This is a genomic window from Celeribacter marinus (assembly GCF_001308265.1).
Classification (GTDB): domain Bacteria; phylum Pseudomonadota; class Alphaproteobacteria; order Rhodobacterales; family Rhodobacteraceae; genus Celeribacter; species Celeribacter marinus.
The window spans coordinates 1500689-1519103 of sequence record NZ_CP012023.1 but is presented as its reverse complement, the minus strand read 5'-3'; the positions used below and the strand labels follow the sequence as shown (position 1 = coordinate 1519103).

25 protein-coding genes are annotated in these 18415 nt (G+C 57.3%); 19 read left to right on the top strand and 6 right to left on the bottom strand.

Going from position 1 to position 18415, the window contains the following annotated elements:
* The 6 genes from IMCC12053_RS07525 (at position 1) to IMCC12053_RS07500 (ending at position 5588) form a co-directional block, all read left to right on the top strand.
* On the top strand, positions 1 to 645 hold the full coding sequence (locus tag IMCC12053_RS07525) for a precorrin-8X methylmutase (RefSeq protein ID WP_062217500.1): 645 nt from the start codon (positions 1 to 3) through the stop codon (positions 643 to 645).
* Positions 642 to 1835 (top strand): bifunctional cobalt-precorrin-7 (C(5))-methyltransferase/cobalt-precorrin-6B (C(15))-methyltransferase, encoded by a 1194-nt coding sequence (locus IMCC12053_RS07520; RefSeq protein ID WP_062217497.1) that lies wholly within the window; start codon positions 642 to 644, stop codon positions 1833 to 1835. The genes IMCC12053_RS07525 and IMCC12053_RS07520 overlap by 4 nt, the downstream gene beginning before the upstream one ends.
* Complete coding sequence (gene cobI / locus IMCC12053_RS07515) at positions 1832 to 2557, top strand: precorrin-2 C(20)-methyltransferase (protein ID WP_062217494.1); 726 nt, start codon at positions 1832 to 1834, stop codon at positions 2555 to 2557. Before IMCC12053_RS07520 ends, cobI begins: the two co-directional genes overlap by 4 nt.
* Positions 2548 to 4374: a precorrin-3B C(17)-methyltransferase gene (gene cobJ / locus IMCC12053_RS07510; RefSeq protein WP_062217491.1), complete on the top strand. Its 1827-nt coding sequence runs from the start codon at positions 2548 to 2550 to the stop codon at positions 4372 to 4374. Before cobI ends, cobJ begins: the two co-directional genes overlap by 10 nt.
* Positions 4371 to 5138 carry a precorrin-4 C(11)-methyltransferase gene (cobM, locus tag IMCC12053_RS07505; RefSeq protein WP_062217487.1) on the top strand — a complete coding sequence of 256 codons (768 nt, stop codon included), beginning with the start codon at positions 4371 to 4373 and terminating at the stop codon, positions 5136 to 5138. Before cobJ ends, cobM begins: the two co-directional genes overlap by 4 nt.
* 102 nt (positions 5139 to 5240) lie before the next feature.
* Positions 5241 to 5588 (top strand): hypothetical protein, encoded by a 348-nt coding sequence (locus IMCC12053_RS07500; protein ID WP_062217485.1) that lies wholly within the window; start codon positions 5241 to 5243, stop codon positions 5586 to 5588.
* Between the two features lies 1 nt (position 5589).
* On the opposite strand, the gene IMCC12053_RS07495 is transcribed toward IMCC12053_RS07500, so the two are convergent.
* Positions 5590 to 6768 carry a MalY/PatB family protein gene (locus IMCC12053_RS07495; RefSeq protein WP_062217483.1) on the bottom strand — a complete coding sequence of 393 codons (1179 nt, stop codon included), beginning with the start codon at positions 6766 to 6768 and terminating at the stop codon, positions 5590 to 5592.
* Between the two features lie 137 nt (positions 6769 to 6905).
* Between IMCC12053_RS07495 and def (IMCC12053_RS07490) the strand changes: the two genes are divergently transcribed.
* The 7 genes from def (IMCC12053_RS07490) to IMCC12053_RS15795 are packed head-to-tail and all read left to right on the top strand — an operon-like array spanning position 6906 to position 9849.
* Positions 6906 to 7427 (top strand): peptide deformylase, encoded by a 522-nt coding sequence (gene def, locus IMCC12053_RS07490; RefSeq protein WP_062217481.1) that lies wholly within the window; start codon positions 6906 to 6908, stop codon positions 7425 to 7427.
* The gene (locus IMCC12053_RS07485) at positions 7424 to 7801 is read left to right on the top strand and encodes a VOC family protein (RefSeq protein WP_062217477.1); all 378 of its coding nucleotides are present in this window, start codon (positions 7424 to 7426) and stop codon (positions 7799 to 7801) included. Before def (IMCC12053_RS07490) ends, IMCC12053_RS07485 begins: the two co-directional genes overlap by 4 nt.
* Positions 7802 to 7806: 5 nt before the next feature.
* The gene (gene def / locus IMCC12053_RS07480) at positions 7807 to 8310 is read left to right on the top strand and encodes a peptide deformylase (protein WP_062217474.1); all 504 of its coding nucleotides are present in this window, start codon (positions 7807 to 7809) and stop codon (positions 8308 to 8310) included.
* Entirely contained in the window at positions 8307 to 9212 is a 906-nt protein-coding gene (gene fmt / locus IMCC12053_RS07475; protein ID WP_062217471.1) for a methionyl-tRNA formyltransferase, read from the top strand. Before def (IMCC12053_RS07480) ends, fmt begins: the two co-directional genes overlap by 4 nt.
* 10 nt (positions 9213 to 9222) lie before the next feature.
* Complete coding sequence (locus IMCC12053_RS07470) at positions 9223 to 9462, top strand: hypothetical protein (protein ID WP_062217468.1); 240 nt, start codon at positions 9223 to 9225, stop codon at positions 9460 to 9462.
* Between the two features lie 3 nt (positions 9463 to 9465).
* Entirely contained in the window at positions 9466 to 9705 is a 240-nt protein-coding gene (locus IMCC12053_RS07465; protein ID WP_062217465.1) for a GlsB/YeaQ/YmgE family stress response membrane protein, read from the top strand.
* Complete coding sequence (locus IMCC12053_RS15795) at positions 9706 to 9849, top strand: hypothetical protein (protein WP_156320737.1); 144 nt, start codon at positions 9706 to 9708, stop codon at positions 9847 to 9849. It abuts the gene before it with no gap.
* A gap of 4 nt (positions 9850 to 9853) precedes the next feature.
* Here IMCC12053_RS15795 and IMCC12053_RS07460 read toward each other — a convergent pair whose 3' ends face one another.
* The 5 genes from IMCC12053_RS07460 to IMCC12053_RS07440 all read right to left on the bottom strand — a co-directional run bounded on the left by IMCC12053_RS07460 (position 9854) and on the right by IMCC12053_RS07440 (position 13079).
* Positions 9854 to 10477: a trimeric intracellular cation channel family protein gene (locus IMCC12053_RS07460; protein ID WP_062217462.1), complete on the bottom strand. Its 624-nt coding sequence runs from the start codon at positions 10475 to 10477 to the stop codon at positions 9854 to 9856.
* Complete coding sequence (gene rnhA / locus IMCC12053_RS07455) at positions 10474 to 10935, bottom strand: ribonuclease HI (RefSeq protein WP_062217459.1); 462 nt, start codon at positions 10933 to 10935, stop codon at positions 10474 to 10476. Before rnhA ends, IMCC12053_RS07460 begins: the two co-directional genes overlap by 4 nt.
* 17 nt (positions 10936 to 10952) lie before the next feature.
* Entirely contained in the window at positions 10953 to 11435 is a 483-nt protein-coding gene (locus IMCC12053_RS07450) for a DUF3429 domain-containing protein (protein ID WP_062217456.1), read from the bottom strand.
* A complete protein-coding gene (ispH, locus tag IMCC12053_RS07445) occupies positions 11432 to 12382 on the bottom strand; it encodes a 4-hydroxy-3-methylbut-2-enyl diphosphate reductase (protein WP_062217452.1) in 951 nt (316 codons plus the stop codon). The genes IMCC12053_RS07450 and ispH overlap by 4 nt, the downstream gene beginning before the upstream one ends.
* A 133-nt stretch (positions 12383 to 12515) precedes the next feature.
* A complete protein-coding gene (locus tag IMCC12053_RS07440) occupies positions 12516 to 13079 on the bottom strand; it encodes a LabA-like NYN domain-containing protein (protein ID WP_062221034.1) in 564 nt (187 codons plus the stop codon).
* 124 nt (positions 13080 to 13203) lie between these two features.
* Here IMCC12053_RS07440 and folK point away from each other — a divergent pair, with 124 nt between their 5' ends.
* From folK to acpS, 6 genes are all read left to right on the top strand, one after another.
* Positions 13204 to 13779, top strand: coding sequence for a 2-amino-4-hydroxy-6-hydroxymethyldihydropteridine diphosphokinase (folK, locus tag IMCC12053_RS07435; RefSeq protein ID WP_082389059.1), 576 nt, complete (start codon positions 13204 to 13206; stop codon positions 13777 to 13779).
* A gap of 106 nt (positions 13780 to 13885) precedes the next feature.
* Positions 13886 to 14239 (top strand): DNA-directed RNA polymerase subunit omega, encoded by a 354-nt coding sequence (gene rpoZ, locus IMCC12053_RS07430; protein ID WP_062217449.1) that lies wholly within the window; start codon positions 13886 to 13888, stop codon positions 14237 to 14239.
* Positions 14240 to 14287: 48 nt separating this feature from the next.
* Positions 14288 to 16405 carry a RelA/SpoT family protein gene (locus tag IMCC12053_RS07425; RefSeq protein ID WP_062217446.1) on the top strand — a complete coding sequence of 706 codons (2118 nt, stop codon included), beginning with the start codon at positions 14288 to 14290 and terminating at the stop codon, positions 16403 to 16405.
* 18 nt (positions 16406 to 16423) lie between these two features.
* Positions 16424 to 17068, top strand: coding sequence for a DUF2062 domain-containing protein (locus IMCC12053_RS07420; RefSeq protein ID WP_062217443.1), 645 nt, complete (start codon positions 16424 to 16426; stop codon positions 17066 to 17068).
* An 89-nt stretch (positions 17069 to 17157) separates the two neighbouring features.
* Entirely contained in the window at positions 17158 to 17907 is a 750-nt protein-coding gene (locus IMCC12053_RS07415; protein ID WP_062217440.1) for a pyridoxine 5'-phosphate synthase, read from the top strand.
* A 65-nt stretch (positions 17908 to 17972) separates the two neighbouring features.
* Positions 17973 to 18377, top strand: a complete 405-nt coding sequence (acpS, locus tag IMCC12053_RS07410) for a holo-ACP synthase (RefSeq protein ID WP_062221028.1) — start codon at positions 17973 to 17975, stop codon at positions 18375 to 18377.
* Positions 18378 to 18415: the final 38 nt, after the last annotated feature.

The window sequence follows — 18415 nt, the reverse complement described above, 5'->3', positions numbered from 1 at the left end:
GTGCGCCCTTATGTGAAAGACCCCGCCGCGATCTACGCCGCGAGCTTTGAAACCGTGCGCAAAGAGGCCCGTTTGGACCGCTTTGACGCAGGGATGGAACGGCTTGCCATTCGCCTGATCCATGCCTGCGGCATGGTCGAGGTGGCCGACCGTCTGGCGTTCTCGCGCGATGCCTACGCGGCGGGTCACGCGGCCCTCGCGGGCGGCGCGCCGATTCTTTGCGATTGCGAAATGGTCGGCGCGGGCATCATCCGCCGCTACCTACCCGCAGACAACGAGGTGATCGTCACCCTCAACGATCCACGCACGCCCGATCACGCCAAATCCATCGGCAATACCCGCTCGGCCGCTGCCGTTGAGTTTTGGGCCGACCATCTCGCGGGTGCTGTCGTGGCCATTGGCAATGCGCCCACCGCGCTGTTTCACCTGTTGGAACTCATCGACCAAGGTGCGCCAAAACCCGCGCTGATCCTCGGATTTCCTGTGGGCTTTGTCGGTGCTGCCGAAAGCAAAGCCGAACTGGCCGCCAACCCGCGCGGCTGTGAGTTCGTCGCCCTGCGCGGTCGCCGTGGCGGCTCCGCCATTGCCTCGGCGGCGGTGAACGCCCTTGCGGTTGGCCTACCCGAGATCGGCGAAAGCACATGAGCGTCTGGCTGCACGTGATCGGCATCGGCGACAACGGATTGGACAGCCTGTCGCCCGCGACACGCTCCATCCTTGAGAGCGCCGAAGTGATCTTTGGCGCGGACCGTCACCACGATTTGACTGCCCATTTGACTGCCGAGCGCCGGGCATGGCCCTCGCCCTTTGACGCGCTTATCTCTGACCTCAAATCGCTCAAAGGTAAGCGTGTGGTCGTCCTCGCAACGGGGGATCCGCTTTGGTATTCCGTGGGGGCGCGCATCGCTCGCGACATCGACCCGTCCGAAATCCTGTTCCACCCGCAACTCTCTGCCTTCCAACTCGCTGCCGCGCGGATGGGGTGGAGCCTTGCCGATTGCGAAACGCTGACCATCCACGGGCGCCCCACGGAACAGATCATCCCGTTTCTCGCGCCGTATCAATCCCTGCTGATCCTGACCAAAGACGCCACCAGTCCCGCACAGGTCGCACGGATATTACGTGAGCGTGGCTATGGCGCATCACGCCTGACGGCTCTGGCGCATATGAACGGCGCGAATGAGACGCGCCTCGATGGCACGGCCGCCGATTGGTCCCATGACGTGCCTGATTTTCACACCCTCGCGGTCGCCTGCATCGCGGACAATGGCGTGGCGGTCTTGCCGCGCACGGGCCTGCCCGATAGCGCCTTTGCCTCCGATGGCACGATGACGAAACAAGAGGTCCGCGCGGTGACCCTCGCCAAACTGGCCCCCGCACGCGGGGCGCTGTTATGGGATATCGGCTGTGGCTCGGGGTCTGTCGCAATCGAATGGATGCGCGCCGCCCGCGATGCCCGCGCCATCGGGATCGAGACCCGCGCCGACCGCCGCGCCTTTGCTGCCGAAAATGCCGTCACGCTTGGCGCACCCGCACTCAACCTGATCGATGGCACCGCACCCGAGGCCCTCGCAAACCTACCCGCGCCAGACGCGGTGTTCATCGGCGGCGGATTGACGCCCGAGGTGTTCGCGGTCGCATGGTCAACCCTCAAACCACACGGGCGGTTGGTGGCCAACACTGTCACGCTTGAGGGCGAGGCAGTGCTGTTGGCTCTGCGCGCGCAATTCGGAGGAACCCTATCGCGCATCGCCGTTGAGCGCGCCGTTCCCGTAGGTCGCCTGACGGGGTGGAAGCCGTCGATGACAGTCACCCAATGGAGCCTAAGCAAATGAGCGGAACACTCTACGGTATCGGCCTTGGCCCGGGGGATCCCGAGCTGATGACCCTCAAAGCCGCGCGTCTCATCGCGGGCGCGGATGTCATTGCTTACCCGACCCTCGCGGGCGGAACATCCTTTGCCCGCGCCATCGCGGCGGATCACATCACAGCGGGCACCACGGAGATCGTGATGGACGTCCCGATGACGGTGGATCGCGCCCCCGCCCAAGCCGCCTATGACACGGGCGCGACCGCAATCCGTGCCGAACTTGACGCGGGCCGCGATGTGGTTGTGTTGTGCGAGGGTGATCCGTTTTTCTACGGCTCCTTCATGTATCTCTTTGCCCGTCTCAAATCCGACTACGCCGTTGAGGTCGTTCCGGGCGTCACGTCTGTGACCACCTGCGCCGCCGCGGCAGGACTGCCAATGGCGGCCCGCAACGAGGTCGTGACCATTATTCCCGCGCCGCAACTCGTGGCCCAAGGCGCGCTCGTGCCCGACGAAAGTCCGACGAAAGTCCGACAGGAGGCCGACACCCTTGTGATCATGAAATTGGGCCGCCATTTCGACGCGGTGCGCACCATGATTTCGGACGCGGGCCTGACCGAGAAAGCCGTCTATATCGAACGCGCCTCCACGCCTGACGAGGTGGTTTTACCGCTCGCCGAGGCCCCCGCAAAAGCACCGTATTTTTCAATGATCCTAATCGTGAAAGGGGCCGACCCGTGGCTCTAACTCCTGTCGTCATCGCCCTCAACGCTTCGGGCGAAAAAACTGCCGCCCGCATTGCTGTCGCCTTGGGTGCACAGCTTCATGGCCGCGAAGGTCGCACCAGTGCAAAGGTCACGTTTTCCAATGCCTTAGACCACGTGCGTGACCTGTTTGCGGCGGGCATTCCGGTAATCGGCGTCTGTGCCAGTGGCATCCTCATCCGCGCCGTGGCCCCCCTGCTCAATGATAAGCGATCCGAGCCGCCCGTGCTGTCCGTGGCCGACGATGGCTCGGTAGTGATCCCGTTGCTTGGCGGACACCGTGGGGCCAACCGTTTGGCCAAAGAAATAGCAGAGGTTTTGGGGACCAAAGCGGCGCTGACCACGGCGGGTGATATCGCGCTTGGCGTGGCGCTCGATGTGCCGCCTTTGGGCTACCGCCTTGCCAATCCTGAGGACGCTAAAGACGCGATGGCCAACTTGCTGTCAGGCAGTGGTATCTCCTTGTCGGGGAACAATATTTTCGACCTTGACGACACGGGTGGCGATGTCGAATTGACCGTCACAGATGCGCCTACGGAGGGTAGCGGAGCGCGGCTTGTCTACCACCCGCAGCGCTACGCGCTTGGCGTGGGATGTGCGCGCAATGCCGACCCTGAGGAGCTATGGCAAAACGTCTCTGCGATGCTTGCGGATGCGGGGATTGCGGCGGGAGCGATTGCGTCTGTGAACACGATTGATCTCAAGGCGGACGAACCCGCGATGAATGTGCTAGCGAGACGTTTCGGTGTACCGCTGCGCCTGTTCACAGCTGCCGAATTGGAAGCCCAAGCGGACCGTTTGGCCAACCCGTCTGACGTTGTTTTTGCTGAAGTCGGATGCCACGGCGTGGCCGAAGGCGCTGCACTGGCGGCGGGCGGTGAACTGATCGCCGCAAAACAAAAAACGGCCAACACAACCTGCGCATTAACCAAAGCAGACGCGCCTATCACCGACCTCAACGGCCGCCCCCGTGGGCGCTTGTCGGTTGTTGGCATCGGTCCGGGTCAGGCCGCATGGCGCACGCCGGAAGTCTCCAAACTCGTGGCTGAGGCCGAAGAGCTTGTAGGCTACAGCCTCTACCTTGACCTGCTTGGGCCCTTGGCGATTGGCAAAACGCGCTCCGATTTCCCGCTTGGCGGCGAAGAGGACCGTTGCCGCTATGCCCTTGAACAAGCAGCAAAAGGTAAGAATGTTGCCCTCGTGTGTTCGGGCGATGCGGGCATTTACGCCATGGCCGCACTTGTGTTTGAATTGCTCGATCGCGGCCCCGAGGCACAGGGCGTGTCGGATGCGGCGCGGCGTTCAGAGATCGTTTGTTCCCCCGGTGTTTCGGCGCTTCAGGGCGCTGCGGCCCGCGCGGGTGCGCCGCTTGGCCATGATTTCTGCGCCATATCGCTGTCGGATTTGCTGACGCCACGGGCCGACATTGTGCGCCGTCTCAAGGCCGCCGCTGAGGGCGATTTCGTCATCGCATTCTACAACCCCGTGTCCCGAACGCGCCGCACGCTTTTGGCCGAGGCGCGTGAGATTTTGTTGCAACATCGCCCCGCCGACACGCCCGTGATGCTTGCCTCGAACCTTGGTCGCCCGACCGAGAATGTGCGCTATCGCCGCCTTGATGAGTTGGAGGTCGACGAGGTGGATATGCTCACCGTTGTGCTGATCGGCTCGTCCAATTCGCGCCTTGCCCAGCTTGGTGAAGGTCCGCGCATGTACACACCGCGCGGCTATTCACGCCGCATCGACGGCGATCTCGAAAACGTTGGCAACCGCCACCTTGATGACAAGGACGCGTCATGACTGTTTATTTTATCGGGGCTGGCCCCGGCGATCCCGAACTGTTGACCAAAAAGGCCGAGCGTCTGATCGGTGAATGCCCTGTGTGCCTGTACGCAGGATCGCTTGTCCCCGCCGAAGTTGTCGCCTGTGCGCCCGAGGGGGCAAAGGTCATGGACACTGCGTCTATGACATTGGACGACACCCACGCCGAGATCAAAGCGGCCCACGATAAAGGCCAGAATGTCGCGCGGGTGCATAGTGGCGATCCGTCTTTGTACGGTGCAATCGCCGAGCAAATCCGGCGTCTACGCGCGGACGGGATCGACTATGAGATTATCCCCGGAGTGCCGGCATATGCCGCCGCTGCCGCCGCATTAGGTCAGGAATTGACCATCCCCGAAATTGCGCAATCCATCGTGCTCACCCGCGTGTCGATGAAATCCACGTCGATGCCGCAGGGCGAGACATTGGAAAACTTTGCCCGTACCGGCGCGACACTGGCCATTCACCTCGGTGTGCGAAACCTGCGCGAAATTGAACGACAACTTGCGCCGCATTATGGCGCGGATTGTCCTGTCGCGGTGGCCTACCGTGTTGGGTGGCCCGACCAGATGCTGATCCGTGGCACATTGGCCGATATTCGCGAGAAAGTGCGCGACCAAAAAATTACACGCACGGCGTTGATTCTCGTTGGTCCGGCTCTTGGCGAAGTCGCTGATTTTAAGGATAGCGCGCTATACGACCCTGATATGCCCCATGTTTTACGCCCGAAAGTGCGGCAATAGGGTGACTGTCGCTGCGTTAACCTGTGGAATGTCCGCTTGGTTAACTTGACCGTTACAAAGATAGGTCCATCCTTTGACGTAACACACAAGGGAGACGCGCCGATGTCCGAGTATTTGTCCAAAGAAGTCCGCGAAGGTTTGGAACTTGCCCGCAAGGCTGGTCTGAAAAAGCGGTCGCGTCTACGGGTGCGTGCGGGTGACGCCAGCTACCCTGTGTTGCGGATGTGGGATACCGGATTTGCATTGGACAGCGATGATACCGCGCATTTGCGCGGATTGGTCGACGTCTTTGACGGGACAAAGCATCTTTATCAGGCGTTGATCGTCGCAAGCCAATTTGAAGACAACGAAGTTCAATTCGAGTTCAAACGCTCCACGGCCGCCGCTGACAAAGCACCACTTGATTACGATCGGCCCGATGACGCGCCGATCGCATTGTTGCCGCGCTAGGCTACTGCAAATCGCTGAACGCATCGGTGAGGCGGTCGCAGGCCTCTTTGACGACACTGCGCGGCGTGGCGAGGTTGAAACGGAGATAACCGCCACCGCCCGCGCCAAATGTTGGTCCGTGATTGGGCGCGATATGCGCGGTCTTTTGTACGCGGTCCGTGAATTCCTTGCGTGACATGCCCGTGTTTGAGAAATCGACCCACGCGAGATACGTGGCCTCAAGAGGCATCGATGTGACGCCCGCAATTGCGTTGATCGCCTCATCAAACAGCATGCGATTTTCGTCGATGTAGGCGACTAAGTCATCGACCCATTGCGCGCCCTCGGGTGAGTAAGCCGCCGTTGCCATGCTTAGCCCGAACGAGTTGGCCGAAATGCCCAATCCCATCATCCGTGATGCAAACCGTGCCCGTAACTTGGGGTCTTCGATGATGACATTTCCCGAATGGGTGCCGGCAATGTTAAAGGTCTTTGTTGTCGCCGTCATCATGATCAGTCGGTCAGTGATATCGCGAAACTGCGCCATTGGCGTATGGGTGTGTCCCGAAAAGACGAGGTCATGGTGGATTTCGTCGGACACCAGTATGAGATCGTGACGCTTGCAGAAATTCGCAACACCTTGCAACTCGTCACGCGTCCAGACCCGACCACCGGGGTTATGGGGCGAGCACAGAATGAACATGGTTTCCGTACCTGTCATCTGGGCATCCCACGCGTCGAAATCCATCTCGTAACGGCCATCGGTGAGCGCCAGTTCGCATTCCACCACCGCACGTCCCGCCGCTTTTATTGTACGGGCAAAGGCGTGGTAGACGGGGGTTGTCAGGACGATACCGTCCCCCTCTTTTGTGAACGCGTCAAGGCACATCCCCGTTCCATTCACCAAGCCGTGGGTGGTGAAAATCCAGTCGGAATCAATGGTCCATCCGTGGCGGTTTTGCATCCACCACTGAATGGCTGATTTGTAGTCGCTTTCGTCACCAAAGTAGCCGTAGACGCCATGCGCGGCCATGTCCTCGACTGCCTTTTGAACGCAGGCGGGCGGGCGAAAATCCATATCGGCGACCCACATCGCAATCCCGTCAGACGCGGGGACGCCATAGAGTGCTTCCATGCTGTCCCATTTTGCACAGTGCGTTCCGTGGCGGTCGATGACATCGTCGAATAGCGGATTGGTCATGGCGTTTCCTTATTTGGGTTTTCACCACGTTAGTGCGCATTCCCCCACAGAGAAAACCACAATTTTTGAATTGGGCTATTGCGTCACGTGATCACGCGTAGTTGCGAAATCGTAGCGCATTGACTACATGCACAGACATGACATTAAAGCCCATCCTGATACACCCCGACCCGCGCCTTAAAAAAGCATGTGATCCCGTGACCGAGTTCGACAAAGCGCTGGCCGCTTTGGCCAATGACATGCTTGAGACGATGTATGACGCGCCGGGCATCGGGTTGGCGGCTCCCCAGATCGGGGTGATGAACCGCGTGATGGTGATGGATTGCGTCAAAGAAGAGGGTGGCACGCCTGCGCCCATGACGTTGGTAAATCCGCACGTTGTTTGGGAAAGCGAAGAGCGCAATGTGTACGAAGAGGGTTGTTTGTCGATCCCGGGTCAGTACGCCGATGTCGAGCGCCCGAAAATGGTGCGCGTGACGTGGCAGGACATTGAGGGCAAAGCCCACGAACAAGAGTTCGATGAACTTTGGGCGACCTGTGTGCAACACGAGATCGATCACCTCAACGGCACGCTATTCATTGACTATCTGAAGCCGATGAAGCGCCAGATGATCACGCGCAAAATGCAAAAACTCAAACGCGAGCAAATGCGCGAATGACCCTCAGTATCCGCACGCATGGGATCATTCTCGGAACCGAGAATTATGAGGCCTGTGTAGCGTTTTATCGTGACGTGATCGGATTGCCCGTTTGGTACGATAAGGGGCATTTGGTGTGCCTGCGATTCGGAGACGGGTATCTGATGATTGAGTCCGGTGGTGTGGCGCGCAACGGGCGTAAGGCCCAGAGCGAAAACCCTACCATGCTTCGGTTCAATGTTACGGACGTCGATCAGGCTGCCGAAGCTTTGATTGCCAAGGGTGTTACGGTGGACGTGACCCGATTTGACTGGGGCACCGTCGGCACATTCGTGGACCCAGATGGCAATGCCTGCGAGCTAAAAGACGCAGATGACCCCTATTTCCAAAGGTGACAACAATGGCGGCCCGACCTTTTATTCCCTATCCTGACAAGCGCCTGAAAACGGTTGTGCCACCGGTAGAGGTGATCACTGATGAGGTTCGCGTCATCTGGGACGACATGGTGGAAACGATGGACGCCATGCCCGGTTACGGGCTTGCCGCGCCGCAGATCGGCGTGATGATGCAATTGGCCGTTGTGGATTGTTCCAACGAACGCGGCAAGGCTGTACGCATGGCCAATCCGCGTATTTTGCACGCCTCCGCGCAACCGCGTGAGCACGAGGAAGCCTCCCCGAACCTGCCTACGATGTCCGCCGTTATTTCGCGTCCGCGTGCTGTCACGGTCACGTTTATGAACGCACAAGGCGCGCAAGAAGAGCGTGACTTTGTCGGGCTCTGGGCCACCTCGGTGCAGCACCAGATCGACCACCTCAACGGGAAAATGTATTTCGACAACCTTAAGCCTGTGAAACGTCAGATGTTCCTCAAAAAGGCCAAAAAGCTTGGGGTGATCAAATGAGACTGATCTTTATGGGCTCGCCCGAGTTTTCCGTTCCTGTGTTGGATGCTTTGGTCGCGGCGGGCCATGAGATCGCTTGTGTCTATTGCCAACCGCCCCGTCCCGCAGGACGCGGCAAAAAGGACCGACCTACGCCTGTACAGGCCCGTGCCGATGAGCTTGGTCTACCCGTCCGTTATCCGTTGAACTTCAAAGATGCGGCAGATGTTGCGGCCTTTGCGGCGCTCGACGCGGATGTGGCGGTTGTGGTGGCCTACGGGTTGATTTTGCCACAAGCGTTACTTGATGCGCCCACACATGGATGTCTCAATATTCATGCGTCATTGTTGCCACGCTGGCGGGGGGCTGCGCCGATCCACCGCGCGGTGATCGAGGGCGATGCAGCCACAGGAGTGTGCATTATGCAGATGGAGGCGGGCCTTGATACGGGGCCTGTATTGTTGCGCCAAGAGACTGAGATTGCAGCTGACGACACCACGGCGACCTTGCACGACCGCCTGTCGGATATGGGCGCGGATGCCATCGTTACGGCGCTTGATACGCTGCGGCTTTTGACGCCTGAGGTTCAGGCAGAGGCGGGCGTGACCTACGCCAAAAAGATCGACAAGGCTGAGGCAAAGATTGATTGGTCGCGCCCCGCCGCCGAGATCGACCGCCAAATCCGAGGCCTCACGCCGTTTCCTGGTGCGTGGGCGGATCTGAACGGCGAGCGGATCAAATTCCACATGTCGCGTGTCGTGGATGCCAGCGGTGCGCAGGGCGAGGTCGTTGACGGCTTTACCATTGCGTGCGGCAAAGATGCCGTTGAGATCACAACTGCGCAACGCGAAGGCAAACGGGCTATGCCTGTGGGCGAAATTCTGAAAGGGTTGCACATGCCCAAGGGCACCCAGTTCACGTAAAGGATCGCATATGTTTCCCGTCATGATAGGCACGGTGGTGATCGCCGGTATCGTTGGATACGCCTCCGAGAAAACCGGTTTCACCCACAATGGTTACGTTCAATCTATTATCATTTGTGTTGGGGGTGCCTTTCTCGCCTACTTCATCAAGTTGATGTTCGGTGTTGGCTTGCGTCCGGCGGGTTTGAACGCGATCGTATCGTCGCTTGGTGCGCTTATTATTGTCCCGACCCATTGGCGTAGGAGGTAACCCATGCCCATTTTGTTGCTTGTGATTGTTGGTGCTGCTGCCGGATTTATTGCCACGCGGCTTTTAGATCTACGATCATCAGTTCCCGTGACAATCGCTATTGGCATTGCAGGGGCGCTATTCGGGACGCTTATTTTGCGCCTTATCGGCGCGTTGTTCGGCATGGCTGCGGGGTTTGTCGGTGCGATCCTTGGGGCGATGGCGTTGATCTGGATCTGGAAGAAACTGTTGGACCGCTGCTAAATGTTTGCGATTTTGGCGATCCCGCGTTTGGCCCTACGCATCGTGGTGGGCACTTGTATTTGGCTGATGTTTCGTCCTGGCGGATGGGCCGTCGCCTGTGTTGTCGCTCTGCTTGCAACCGAGTACTACGCCGACTTTTTCTAACGCCTTAGGCGCGTGGCGGCCGCGATTTATAGACCGGCAACGACCATCCGAATTTGAGACTGCCCGCGCGTAGGACGAATGTCGTGGCGGCACACGCGGCCGTAATGGCCAATGGTGAGGGTGTGATAAACGACGCTATGACAGCAGCAAATGCACCGGCAAATGCCGCAGAGGCGTAAAGTTCACCTTGCTTGAGAACAAGTGGTACTTCGTTGCACACAACATCGCGCATCAGGCCGCCAAAGCAACCCGTGGCGATACCCATGATAATGACGACTTGCGGTAGCTGGTCCAATTCCATCGCCACACCCGTTCCCGCAGATACCGCTACAGCAAGCGCCACAGCATCGAGCCACATCAACGCTTTGAGGCGGCTTTCAAACAGGTGAGCTGCGAAAAAAACCACAAAGGCGGCGAGCACAGCAAAGAAGATGTAGTTCGTATTCTCAACCCAAAACACAGCATCGCGTTTGAGCAAAAGGTCGCGCATTGTCCCGCCGCCAACAGCCGTCAAGGATGCGACAAAAGCAAAGCCCACAATGTCGAGTTGCGCGCGTGACGCCGCCAGTGCACCTGTGATGGCAAATACGACAACCGCCGCATAATCGAGAGCTTCAATGAGGGTCATTTGCCTGCCTTTTTAAAAGGAGCCATGCCCGCACGTGCCAGCTCGTCGGCGTGTTCATTCTCGGCGTGACCTGCGTGGCCCTTGATCCATTTCCACGTCACGGTATGGGTTTCTTGCGCTGCTTCGATGCGCTGCCACAGGTCCACGTTCTTGACGGGTTTTTTGTTCGCGGTTTTCCAACCGTTGCGTTTCCATCCGTGGATCCACCCCGTCACACCGTTTTTGACATAGGCGCTATCGGTGGTGATGGTGATGTCGGTGGGGCGCGTCAGGGTTTCAAGGGCGTTGATCGCGGCCAAAAGTTCCATGCGGTTGTTGGTCGTGTCGGCCTCGCCACCTTTGAGTTCGCGTTCCTTGACGACCTCGGAACCGTTCATCGCGCGCATCAAAACACCCCATCCCCCGGGGCCGGGATTTCCGGAGCAAGCACCATCTGTCCATGCGTGAATTTCGGGCATCTTGATCTTTCTATTGGTTATGCGTTGGTCCAGCCGAGGCCAAGGCAAGTGACGACAGCCGCTGTTACAGGCAGGCGCAGGCGCATCCACCACACGGGTGCGAGCCCCTCGCGTTTGAACCAGAAATCGAAGGCAAGCAAGCCGATGAATCCTAGGATCATAGCCATCAGGGCGCCGCCATGGGATGGGCGGTCAAACAAAAATGGGCCGACTGTGAACAACGCATAGAGCGCCGGTATAACGGCCAGCACATAGTGATGCGGCTGAGCACGCTCGGACTTTGCGGCAAAGGCCCACAGGCACCCCGCCATATAGTTGAGGATGATTAGCCCATAGATCAGCAGAAGCTCAAGGCCATTGGAGGTGCTAAACACAAGGTAGCTGCCCACCTCGCGCGCGGCGTCATTCGATCCGGAAAACGACAAAAGCGCACCCCATGCAAAGGGAAGCACACCCAGACCAGTTAACAACGCTGCCTGTCTTGGAACGTATGTACTCATGCGGGCTCTCGTAACACGCGCGGCACTTTGAATTCGATGTTCTCTTGGGCGGTTTCGACCAGTTCGACGGTGACGTCAAACCGCGCTTTGAACGCGTCGATCACCTCGTTGACGAGGACTTCGGGGGCGGAGGCACCCGCCGAAATGCCAACGTTTGAGATCCCGTCAAGAGCACGCCAATCAATATCCGTGGCGCGTTGCACCAACTGGCTGTAGCTGCACCCGTTAGCGCGGCCGACCTCGACCAGACGTTGCGAGTTCGACGAGTTCGGCGCACCAATGACCAAGAGCGCCTCAATATTTGACGCAATGGCTTTCACCGCGGCTTGGCGGTTTGTGGTGGCGTAACAGATATCTTCTTTATGGGGGCCGACAATGTCGGGAAAGCGCGCGCGTAAGGCGGAGATCACGTCCACCGTGTCATCTACCGACAAAGTGGTTTGGGTGATGAACGCCAGTTTATGTGCGTCACGCACCTCAAGACCGGCAACGTCCTCGGGGGTTTCGACAAGGAGCACTTCGCCATCTGGCAGTTGACCCATTGTGCCGATGGTTTCGGGGTGCCCCGCGTGGCCGATCATGACCATTTGCAAGCCGTCCGCATGGTGGCGCTCTGCCTCAATATGGACTTTGGACACCAACGGACAGGTGGCGTCGACATAGATCATTTCGCGCTTTGCTGCCTCGGCGGGCACCGCTTTGGGGACGCCATGCGCAGAGAAAATGACGGGTCGATCATTGGGGCATTCGTCCAGTTCCTCGACGAAAATGGCGCCTTTGTCTTTGAGGCTGTCGACCACGAATTTGTTGTGGACGATCTCGTGGCGCACATAGACGGGTGGCCCCCATTTTTCGATCGCCATTTCGACGATCTTGATCGCGCGGTCAACGCCGGCGCAAAACCCGCGCGGGGCGGCGAGATAGAGGGTGAGAGGGGATTGTGTCATGCTGTGCGCTCCTTGGCCCTAGAGGTATTGGCTTGAGCGCGGCTTGGCAATGCCTGCGCCACTCGTTCCGGCGGAAATGAAAACGCCCCCGACGATGCGGAGGCGTTATGTGAACCGTGGCGTTGGCCGCTGTTTAGTCGTTCGTATTGGTGTCGGCCTCGCGCGGTTCGCGCATCGGGCGGCCAATTACGTCACGCAAATCATCCAGCTCAATGAAGTTATCCGCCTGACGGCGCAATTCATCGGCAATCATCGGCGGTTGGCTACGGATCGTGGAGACGACAGAGACGCGCACGCCTTGGCGTTGCAAGCTCTCAACAAGCGGACGAAAATCGCCATCGCCCGAAAAGATCACAATATGGTCAATACGGGGCGCAAGCTCCATGGCATCAACAGCCAGTTCGATATCCATATTGCCTTTGATCTTGCGGCGTCCCATCGAGTCAGTGAACTCTTTGGCGGGCTTAGTGATCATTGTGAATCCGTTGTAGTTCAACCAGTCGACAAGCGGCCGAATAGGCGAATAATCGTCGTTCTCCAATAAGGCGGTGTAATAGTTCGCGCGCAGCATTTTGCCGCGCCGCATGAACTCTTGGCGTAGAAGTTTATAGTCAATGTCGAACCCGAGGGCTTTTGCCGCTGCGTAGAGGTTTGATCCATCAATGAACAAAGCTAGCCGTTCGTCTTTATAAAACATATTTTGCCCTTTTGTGCCCGTCAGACACATTGCGTATGCCTTCAAGTATTCCGTCGATATCAAATGATCAGTATAGATAAATTCAATTTACCCAATTTGTGCGGAATATACAGGGGCGAGAGATTTGCGCGACAAAAATCAGCGACAAAACGCGTATATTGCACTTGGTGGAAATCTCGCCTCGGACGTTGGCGCGCCTGAGGACACTTTGCGCGCCGCACTGAACGCGCTTTCGGGCGCTGGGGTGTCGGTAGTTTCCGTGAGTGCACTCTATCGCACCGACTGCTTTCCAAAGGGTGCTGGCCCCGACTTTGTCAACGCGTGCGCGCACATCGAATCACCGTTCGGTGCGGAGCCTCTTTTGCAGATTTTGCACGAGATAGAGGCGGCGTTCGGGCGTACACGCGAGGTCCGTTGGGCAGGGCGGCCCCTTGATATCGATCTGATTGCGATGGGGGCAGAGGTTTGTCCCACCCCCGAAATCGTACGCGGTTGGATGGGCTTGCCCATTGATCAACAAATGAAAACGGCACCGGATCAGCTTATTTTGCCGCACCCACGCCTGCACGAACGCGGATTTGTTCTGATTCCCCTGCGTGATGTTGCGCCGGACTGGATACATCCATTGTTGGGTAAAACGGTGACGCAGATGTGTGATGAACTGCCTGAAAGTGAACGATCGGGCGTAAAACCTCTGTAACGAGGGGTTTTGCACGCCGTTTCATGCTATTCTCAACTTGCAATGCTAGGTATCTGCACCTAGATAGTGCCTTTGTTGCCCCGCACAGTTAAGAATTGGAGATCCCATGGCTCGCGTCACCGTAGAAGATTGCGTCGACAAGGTACCGAACCGTTTCGAGCTCGTTATGCTCGCATCCCACCGAGCACGTGAGATCGCGGCTGGTTCCCCACTGACTGTGGACCGCGACAACGACAAAAATCCTGTTGTTGCATTGCGCGAAATTGCGGACGAAACACAATCTGCCGATGCCCTGCGTGAGCGCGCGATTGAGTTTCACCAGACACAAATCGAGGTGGATGAACCAGAAGAAGACCAAATGGCACTTCTTATGGGTCAAGAAACTGACAAGCCTGCTGATGACGAAATGTCCGAAGAGAAATTGCTACGTGCATTGATGGAAGCACAAGGCCAGCAGTAAGAACGAGACCTCCAAGTAGGTCAAACCAACGGAGTTTGCGGACCGAACATGATCGATGTCGAAGACCTGATCGCACTGGTCCGCAACTATAACCCCAAATCAAATGCCGATCTTATTCGCGAGGCCTACGCGTATGGCCTTGAGATGCACGAGGGACAGTTTCGCCATTCGGGTGAGCCGTACTTTTCGCATCCCATTGCCGTTGCCGCGATTCTAACCGAACAGGCCCTTGATGACGCCACGATCATCACCGCGCTGTTGCATGACACCATAGAAGATACGCGCGCCTCATACGCAGAAGTTGAGCGACGCTTTGGCACAGACGTGGCCGAGCTTGTTGACGGCGTTACAAAGCTGACCAACCTACAACTTTCATCGAACGAGACGAAGCAGGCGGAGAACTTTCGCAAGCTGTTCATGGCGATGTCAAAAGATTTGCGGGTTATCCTCGTTAAGCTTGCCGACCGCCTCCACAATATGCGCACGATCAAATCTATGCGGGCTGAAAAACAGCTCCAAAAAGCCCGTGAGACCATGGATATCTTTGCACCGCTTGCGGGTCGCATGGGGATGCAGTGGATGCGCGAGGAACTTGAGGATCTCTCGTTTCGCGTGATCAACCCTGAGGCGCGCAATTCGATCATCCGCCGGTTTATTACGTTGCAGCGTGAAACGGGGGATGTGGTCCATAAAATCACCACGGACATTCGCGCGGCGTTGGAGAAAGCGGACGTTGACGCCGATGTGTTTGGCCGCGCCAAAAAACCCTATTCCATCTGGCGCAAAATGGAAGAAAAGCAGCAAAGCTTTTCACGTTTGTCAGACATATATGGATTCCGAATTATCACCCGATCCGAAGCCGATTGTTATCGCGTCCTTGGGGTCATTCATCAACGTTGGAAGGCCGTCCCGGGTAGGTTCAAAGACTATATAAGCCAACCTAAATCAAACGGTTACCGGTCCATTCATACCACGGTTTCGGGACGAGATGGCAAGCGTGTCGAGGTACAGATCCGCACGCGCCAAATGCATGAAGTTGCCGAAAGTGGCGTGGCCGCGCATTGGTCGTACCGTGATGGTGTGCGCGCACAAAACCCGTTTGCGGTCGATCCTGCCAAATGGTTGGCGCAGCTGACCGAGCGGTTTGAAAACTCTGAAAACCACAGTGAATTTCTTGAGCATGTGAAGCTCGAAATGTACGCCGATAAGGTGTTTTGTTTTACACCAAAGGGCGAGGTGATTTCTTTACCCAAGGGCGCGACACCACTTGATTTTGCCTACGCCATTCACACCCGAATTGGGGACAGTTGTGTTGGGGCCAAGGTCGATGGCATTCGCGTGCCACTTTGGACCCGTCTCAAAAATGGTCAATCCGTTGTCGTTCTGACGGCCGAGGGCCAGCGCCCTCAAGGCACATGGATCGATATTGTTGTGACGGGGCGTGCAAAGGCTGCAATCCGCAAATCGCTACGCGAAGAGGACCGTGAACGGTTTGTCAAACTGGGTCGCGAATTGGTCCGCGTGTCCTTTGATCACATCGGAAAAAAAGCAACAGACAAAGCCCTGAAAACAGCTGCCAACCAGCTGTCGCTCTCATCAAGCGAAGAGTTGTTGGCGCGTGTCGGTTCTGCCGAATTGGCCGCGTCCGCCGTTGTGCGCACGGTCTATCCCGAATTGATCCATGAGAGTGACGAAGTTGCCGCAACCCGCGCAGTGTTAGGCCTACAAGAGGGGCAGACCTATCACCGCGCCGATTGTTGCCAGCCTATTCCGGGCGAGCGCATCGTGGGCATCACGTATCGTGGCAAGGGGGTTGTCACCCACGCGATCGATTGTCCCGCCCTTGAAGAACTCGAAGCCGAAACAAGCCGTTGGGTTGATTTGCAATGGCACGCGGGACCGCATGCCGCTGAGCATACTGTGTCACTTGACGTGACCATCGCCAACGGTGCGGGCGTATTGGGGCGCATATGCACCCTCATTGGTGAGCAAAAGGCAAACATTTCGGACCTCAATTTTGTCGACCGCAAACCTGATTTTTACCGTCTGATTGTCGATGTTGATTTGCGCGATCTTGAACACCTCCATGCCGTGATGCTTGCGCTTGAGGCCGAGAGTGACGTTGCTCGCATTCGTCGCTACCGCGACCTTGATCGAAAGCCATAGGGAAGGGGCGGGGAACACGTGGTATTTAAACGCCGTAAAAAACTGACCCCATTGATCTGGCTTGCGAGATCACTTTGGCCCAAGGGCGGTTGGCATCGTGCGGCTCTCTATCTGCAACATCGGCTTCACCGCCTGCCTGACACTCCTCAAACAATTTCCCGGGGCGTTTTTGCGGGAATCTTCTCGGTCTTTACGCCTTTGTTTGGGCTGCATTTTCTGGTCGCCTACATATTGGCAAAGCTGATGCGTGGAAATGTTGTTGCCGCGCTGCTTGCAACGTTTGTCGGAAATCCGCTGACATATGTGCCGATCGGTGTCGTGTCTCTGAAAATGGGCCACTTCATTTTGGGCACCGAGTTTGATCACGTTAATGAGCGCTCCTTCATGGGCAAATTTATAGACGCGGCGGACGACTTTTGGCTTAACTTCCTCGCGGTTCTGTCGGATGTAGACGCCAATTGGGATGCGCTTATTCGGTTCTTTTACGAGGTGTTTTTGCCCTATCTCGTTGGTGGGATTGTGCCGGGCATTGTGGCGGGACTTGTCGGTTATTACGTCACCTTGCCGATGATCGCGGCCTATCAGGCGCGTCGTCGTAAAAAGTTGAAAGCCAAACTCGAAAAGCTGAGAAAAAAGGCGCACGCGAGCTACAATAAGAGTTGATCGAGTGCGCAATTTCTTCGTTTCGGTTTTGATCTTCGAGGGGTATTGTCGCATGAAAAGAACATTCAAACGCGCAGAAAAGGCCCGTCATGACTGAAATAGCGCCCCTTCGTCTTGGTATGAATATTGACCATGTTGCCACTGTTAGAAACGCGCGCGGATCAGAATATCCTGATCCGATCCGCGCGGCAAAACTGGCTGAGGATGCGGGGGCTGACGGTATCACCGCTCACTTGCGCGAAGATCGCCGGCACATCACGGACGCCGACATTGAACGCCTGATGGAGGCGCTGACTGTCCCGCTCAATTTCGAGATGGCTGCAACAGATGAAATGCACGCCATTGCATTGCGTCACAAACCCCATGCGGTTTGCCTCGTGCCGGAAAAGCGCGAAGAGCGCACGACAGAGGGCGGGCTTGAAGTTGCGCGCGACGAAAACCGTTTGGCCCATTTTATTGCGCCATTGCGGGATGCGGGATGCCGTGTGTCGATCTTTATCGCGGCGGATCGTCCGCAAATTGAAGCGGCTGCGCGGATCGGGGCGGCGGTTGTTGAACTGCACACCGGCGCATATTGTGACCTGCATGCCGAGGGTCGATTTGACGAGCGCGATGCAGAATTGGAACGCCTTGCTCAGATGGCTGCCTTTGCCGACAGTCTCGGCCTAGAGGTCCACGCAGGGCACGGCCTGACCTATGATACGGTTCAACCAATTGCCGCACTTCCACAGATCGTGGAGCTGAACATCGGCCATTTTCTAATCGGAGAGGCAATTTTTCGGGGCATTCAACCGGCTATTTTGGAGATGAGACGCCTCATGGATGAGGTGCGTGGTTAGATGTCGCGACAATTGATAGCCCCAACCCGTGCGGCTTGCATGAACGCGTTATGTTTGGCGTGCAAATGATCCTTGGTATCGGGACAGATTTGGCCAACATCGAGCGTATCCAAGGCACCTTGGATCGGTTCGGGGCGCGTTTTAAGAACCGTGTTTTCACGCCGGCCGAGCAACAAAAAGCGGATCGTAGGTGTGATGTTGCGGGAACGTATGCAAAACGCTGGGCCGCGAAAGAAGCCTGCTCAAAGGCGCTCGGTACCGGTCTCGCCATGGGGATCTCATGGATCGACATGTCTGTGAGCAACCTTGAAACGGGGCAACCCGTTATGCGGGTGACGGGTTGGGCCAAGGATCGGCTCGACGCCATGACGCCCGCCGGACATGAGGCGGTTATTCATGTTACCCTGACGGATGATCATCCATGGGCACAGGCTTTTGTTGTGATTGAGGCGCGAAAATGCGAAGAGTGACGCAACGCTTGGTGCGAGTATTCTCTCCTATTCCTTGC

Excerpts from the sequence above, each read along its gene's own strand:
- IMCC12053_RS07520 (WP_062217497.1), top strand. The coding sequence starts at position 642 with ATGAGCGTCTGGCTGCACGTGATCGGCATCGGCGACAACGGATTGGAC.
- cobI (WP_062217494.1), top strand. The coding sequence starts at position 1,832 with ATGAGCGGAACACTCTACGGTATCGGCCTTGGCCCGGGGGATCCCGAG.
- cobM (WP_062217487.1), top strand. The coding sequence starts at position 4,371 with ATGACTGTTTATTTTATCGGGGCTGGCCCCGGCGATCCCGAACTGTTG.
- IMCC12053_RS07500 (WP_062217485.1), top strand. The coding sequence starts at position 5,241 with ATGTCCGAGTATTTGTCCAAAGAAGTCCGCGAAGGTTTGGAACTTGCC.
- IMCC12053_RS07495 (WP_062217483.1), bottom strand. The coding sequence starts at position 6,768 with ATGACCAATCCGCTATTCGACGATGTCATCGACCGCCACGGAACGCAC.
- def (WP_062217481.1), top strand. The coding sequence starts at position 6,906 with ATGACATTAAAGCCCATCCTGATACACCCCGACCCGCGCCTTAAAAAA.
- IMCC12053_RS07485 (WP_062217477.1), top strand. The coding sequence starts at position 7,424 with ATGACCCTCAGTATCCGCACGCATGGGATCATTCTCGGAACCGAGAAT.
- def (WP_062217474.1), top strand. The coding sequence starts at position 7,807 with ATGGCGGCCCGACCTTTTATTCCCTATCCTGACAAGCGCCTGAAAACG.
- fmt (WP_062217471.1), top strand. The coding sequence starts at position 8,307 with ATGAGACTGATCTTTATGGGCTCGCCCGAGTTTTCCGTTCCTGTGTTG.
- IMCC12053_RS07470 (WP_062217468.1), top strand. The coding sequence starts at position 9,223 with ATGTTTCCCGTCATGATAGGCACGGTGGTGATCGCCGGTATCGTTGGA.
- IMCC12053_RS07465 (WP_062217465.1), top strand. The coding sequence starts at position 9,466 with ATGCCCATTTTGTTGCTTGTGATTGTTGGTGCTGCTGCCGGATTTATT.
- IMCC12053_RS15795 (WP_156320737.1), top strand. The coding sequence starts at position 9,706 with ATGTTTGCGATTTTGGCGATCCCGCGTTTGGCCCTACGCATCGTGGTG.
- IMCC12053_RS07460 (WP_062217462.1), bottom strand. The coding sequence starts at position 10,477 with ATGACCCTCATTGAAGCTCTCGATTATGCGGCGGTTGTCGTATTTGCC.
- rnhA (WP_062217459.1), bottom strand. The coding sequence starts at position 10,935 with ATGCCCGAAATTCACGCATGGACAGATGGTGCTTGCTCCGGAAATCCC.
- IMCC12053_RS07450 (WP_062217456.1), bottom strand. The coding sequence starts at position 11,435 with ATGAGTACATACGTTCCAAGACAGGCAGCGTTGTTAACTGGTCTGGGT.
- ispH (WP_062217452.1), bottom strand. The coding sequence starts at position 12,382 with ATGACACAATCCCCTCTCACCCTCTATCTCGCCGCCCCGCGCGGGTTT.
- IMCC12053_RS07440 (WP_062221034.1), bottom strand. The coding sequence starts at position 13,079 with ATGTTTTATAAAGACGAACGGCTAGCTTTGTTCATTGATGGATCAAAC.
- rpoZ (WP_062217449.1), top strand. The coding sequence starts at position 13,886 with ATGGCTCGCGTCACCGTAGAAGATTGCGTCGACAAGGTACCGAACCGT.
- IMCC12053_RS07425 (WP_062217446.1), top strand. The coding sequence starts at position 14,288 with ATGATCGATGTCGAAGACCTGATCGCACTGGTCCGCAACTATAACCCC.
- IMCC12053_RS07415 (WP_062217440.1), top strand. The coding sequence starts at position 17,158 with ATGACTGAAATAGCGCCCCTTCGTCTTGGTATGAATATTGACCATGTT.
- acpS (WP_062221028.1), top strand. The coding sequence starts at position 17,973 with ATGATCCTTGGTATCGGGACAGATTTGGCCAACATCGAGCGTATCCAA.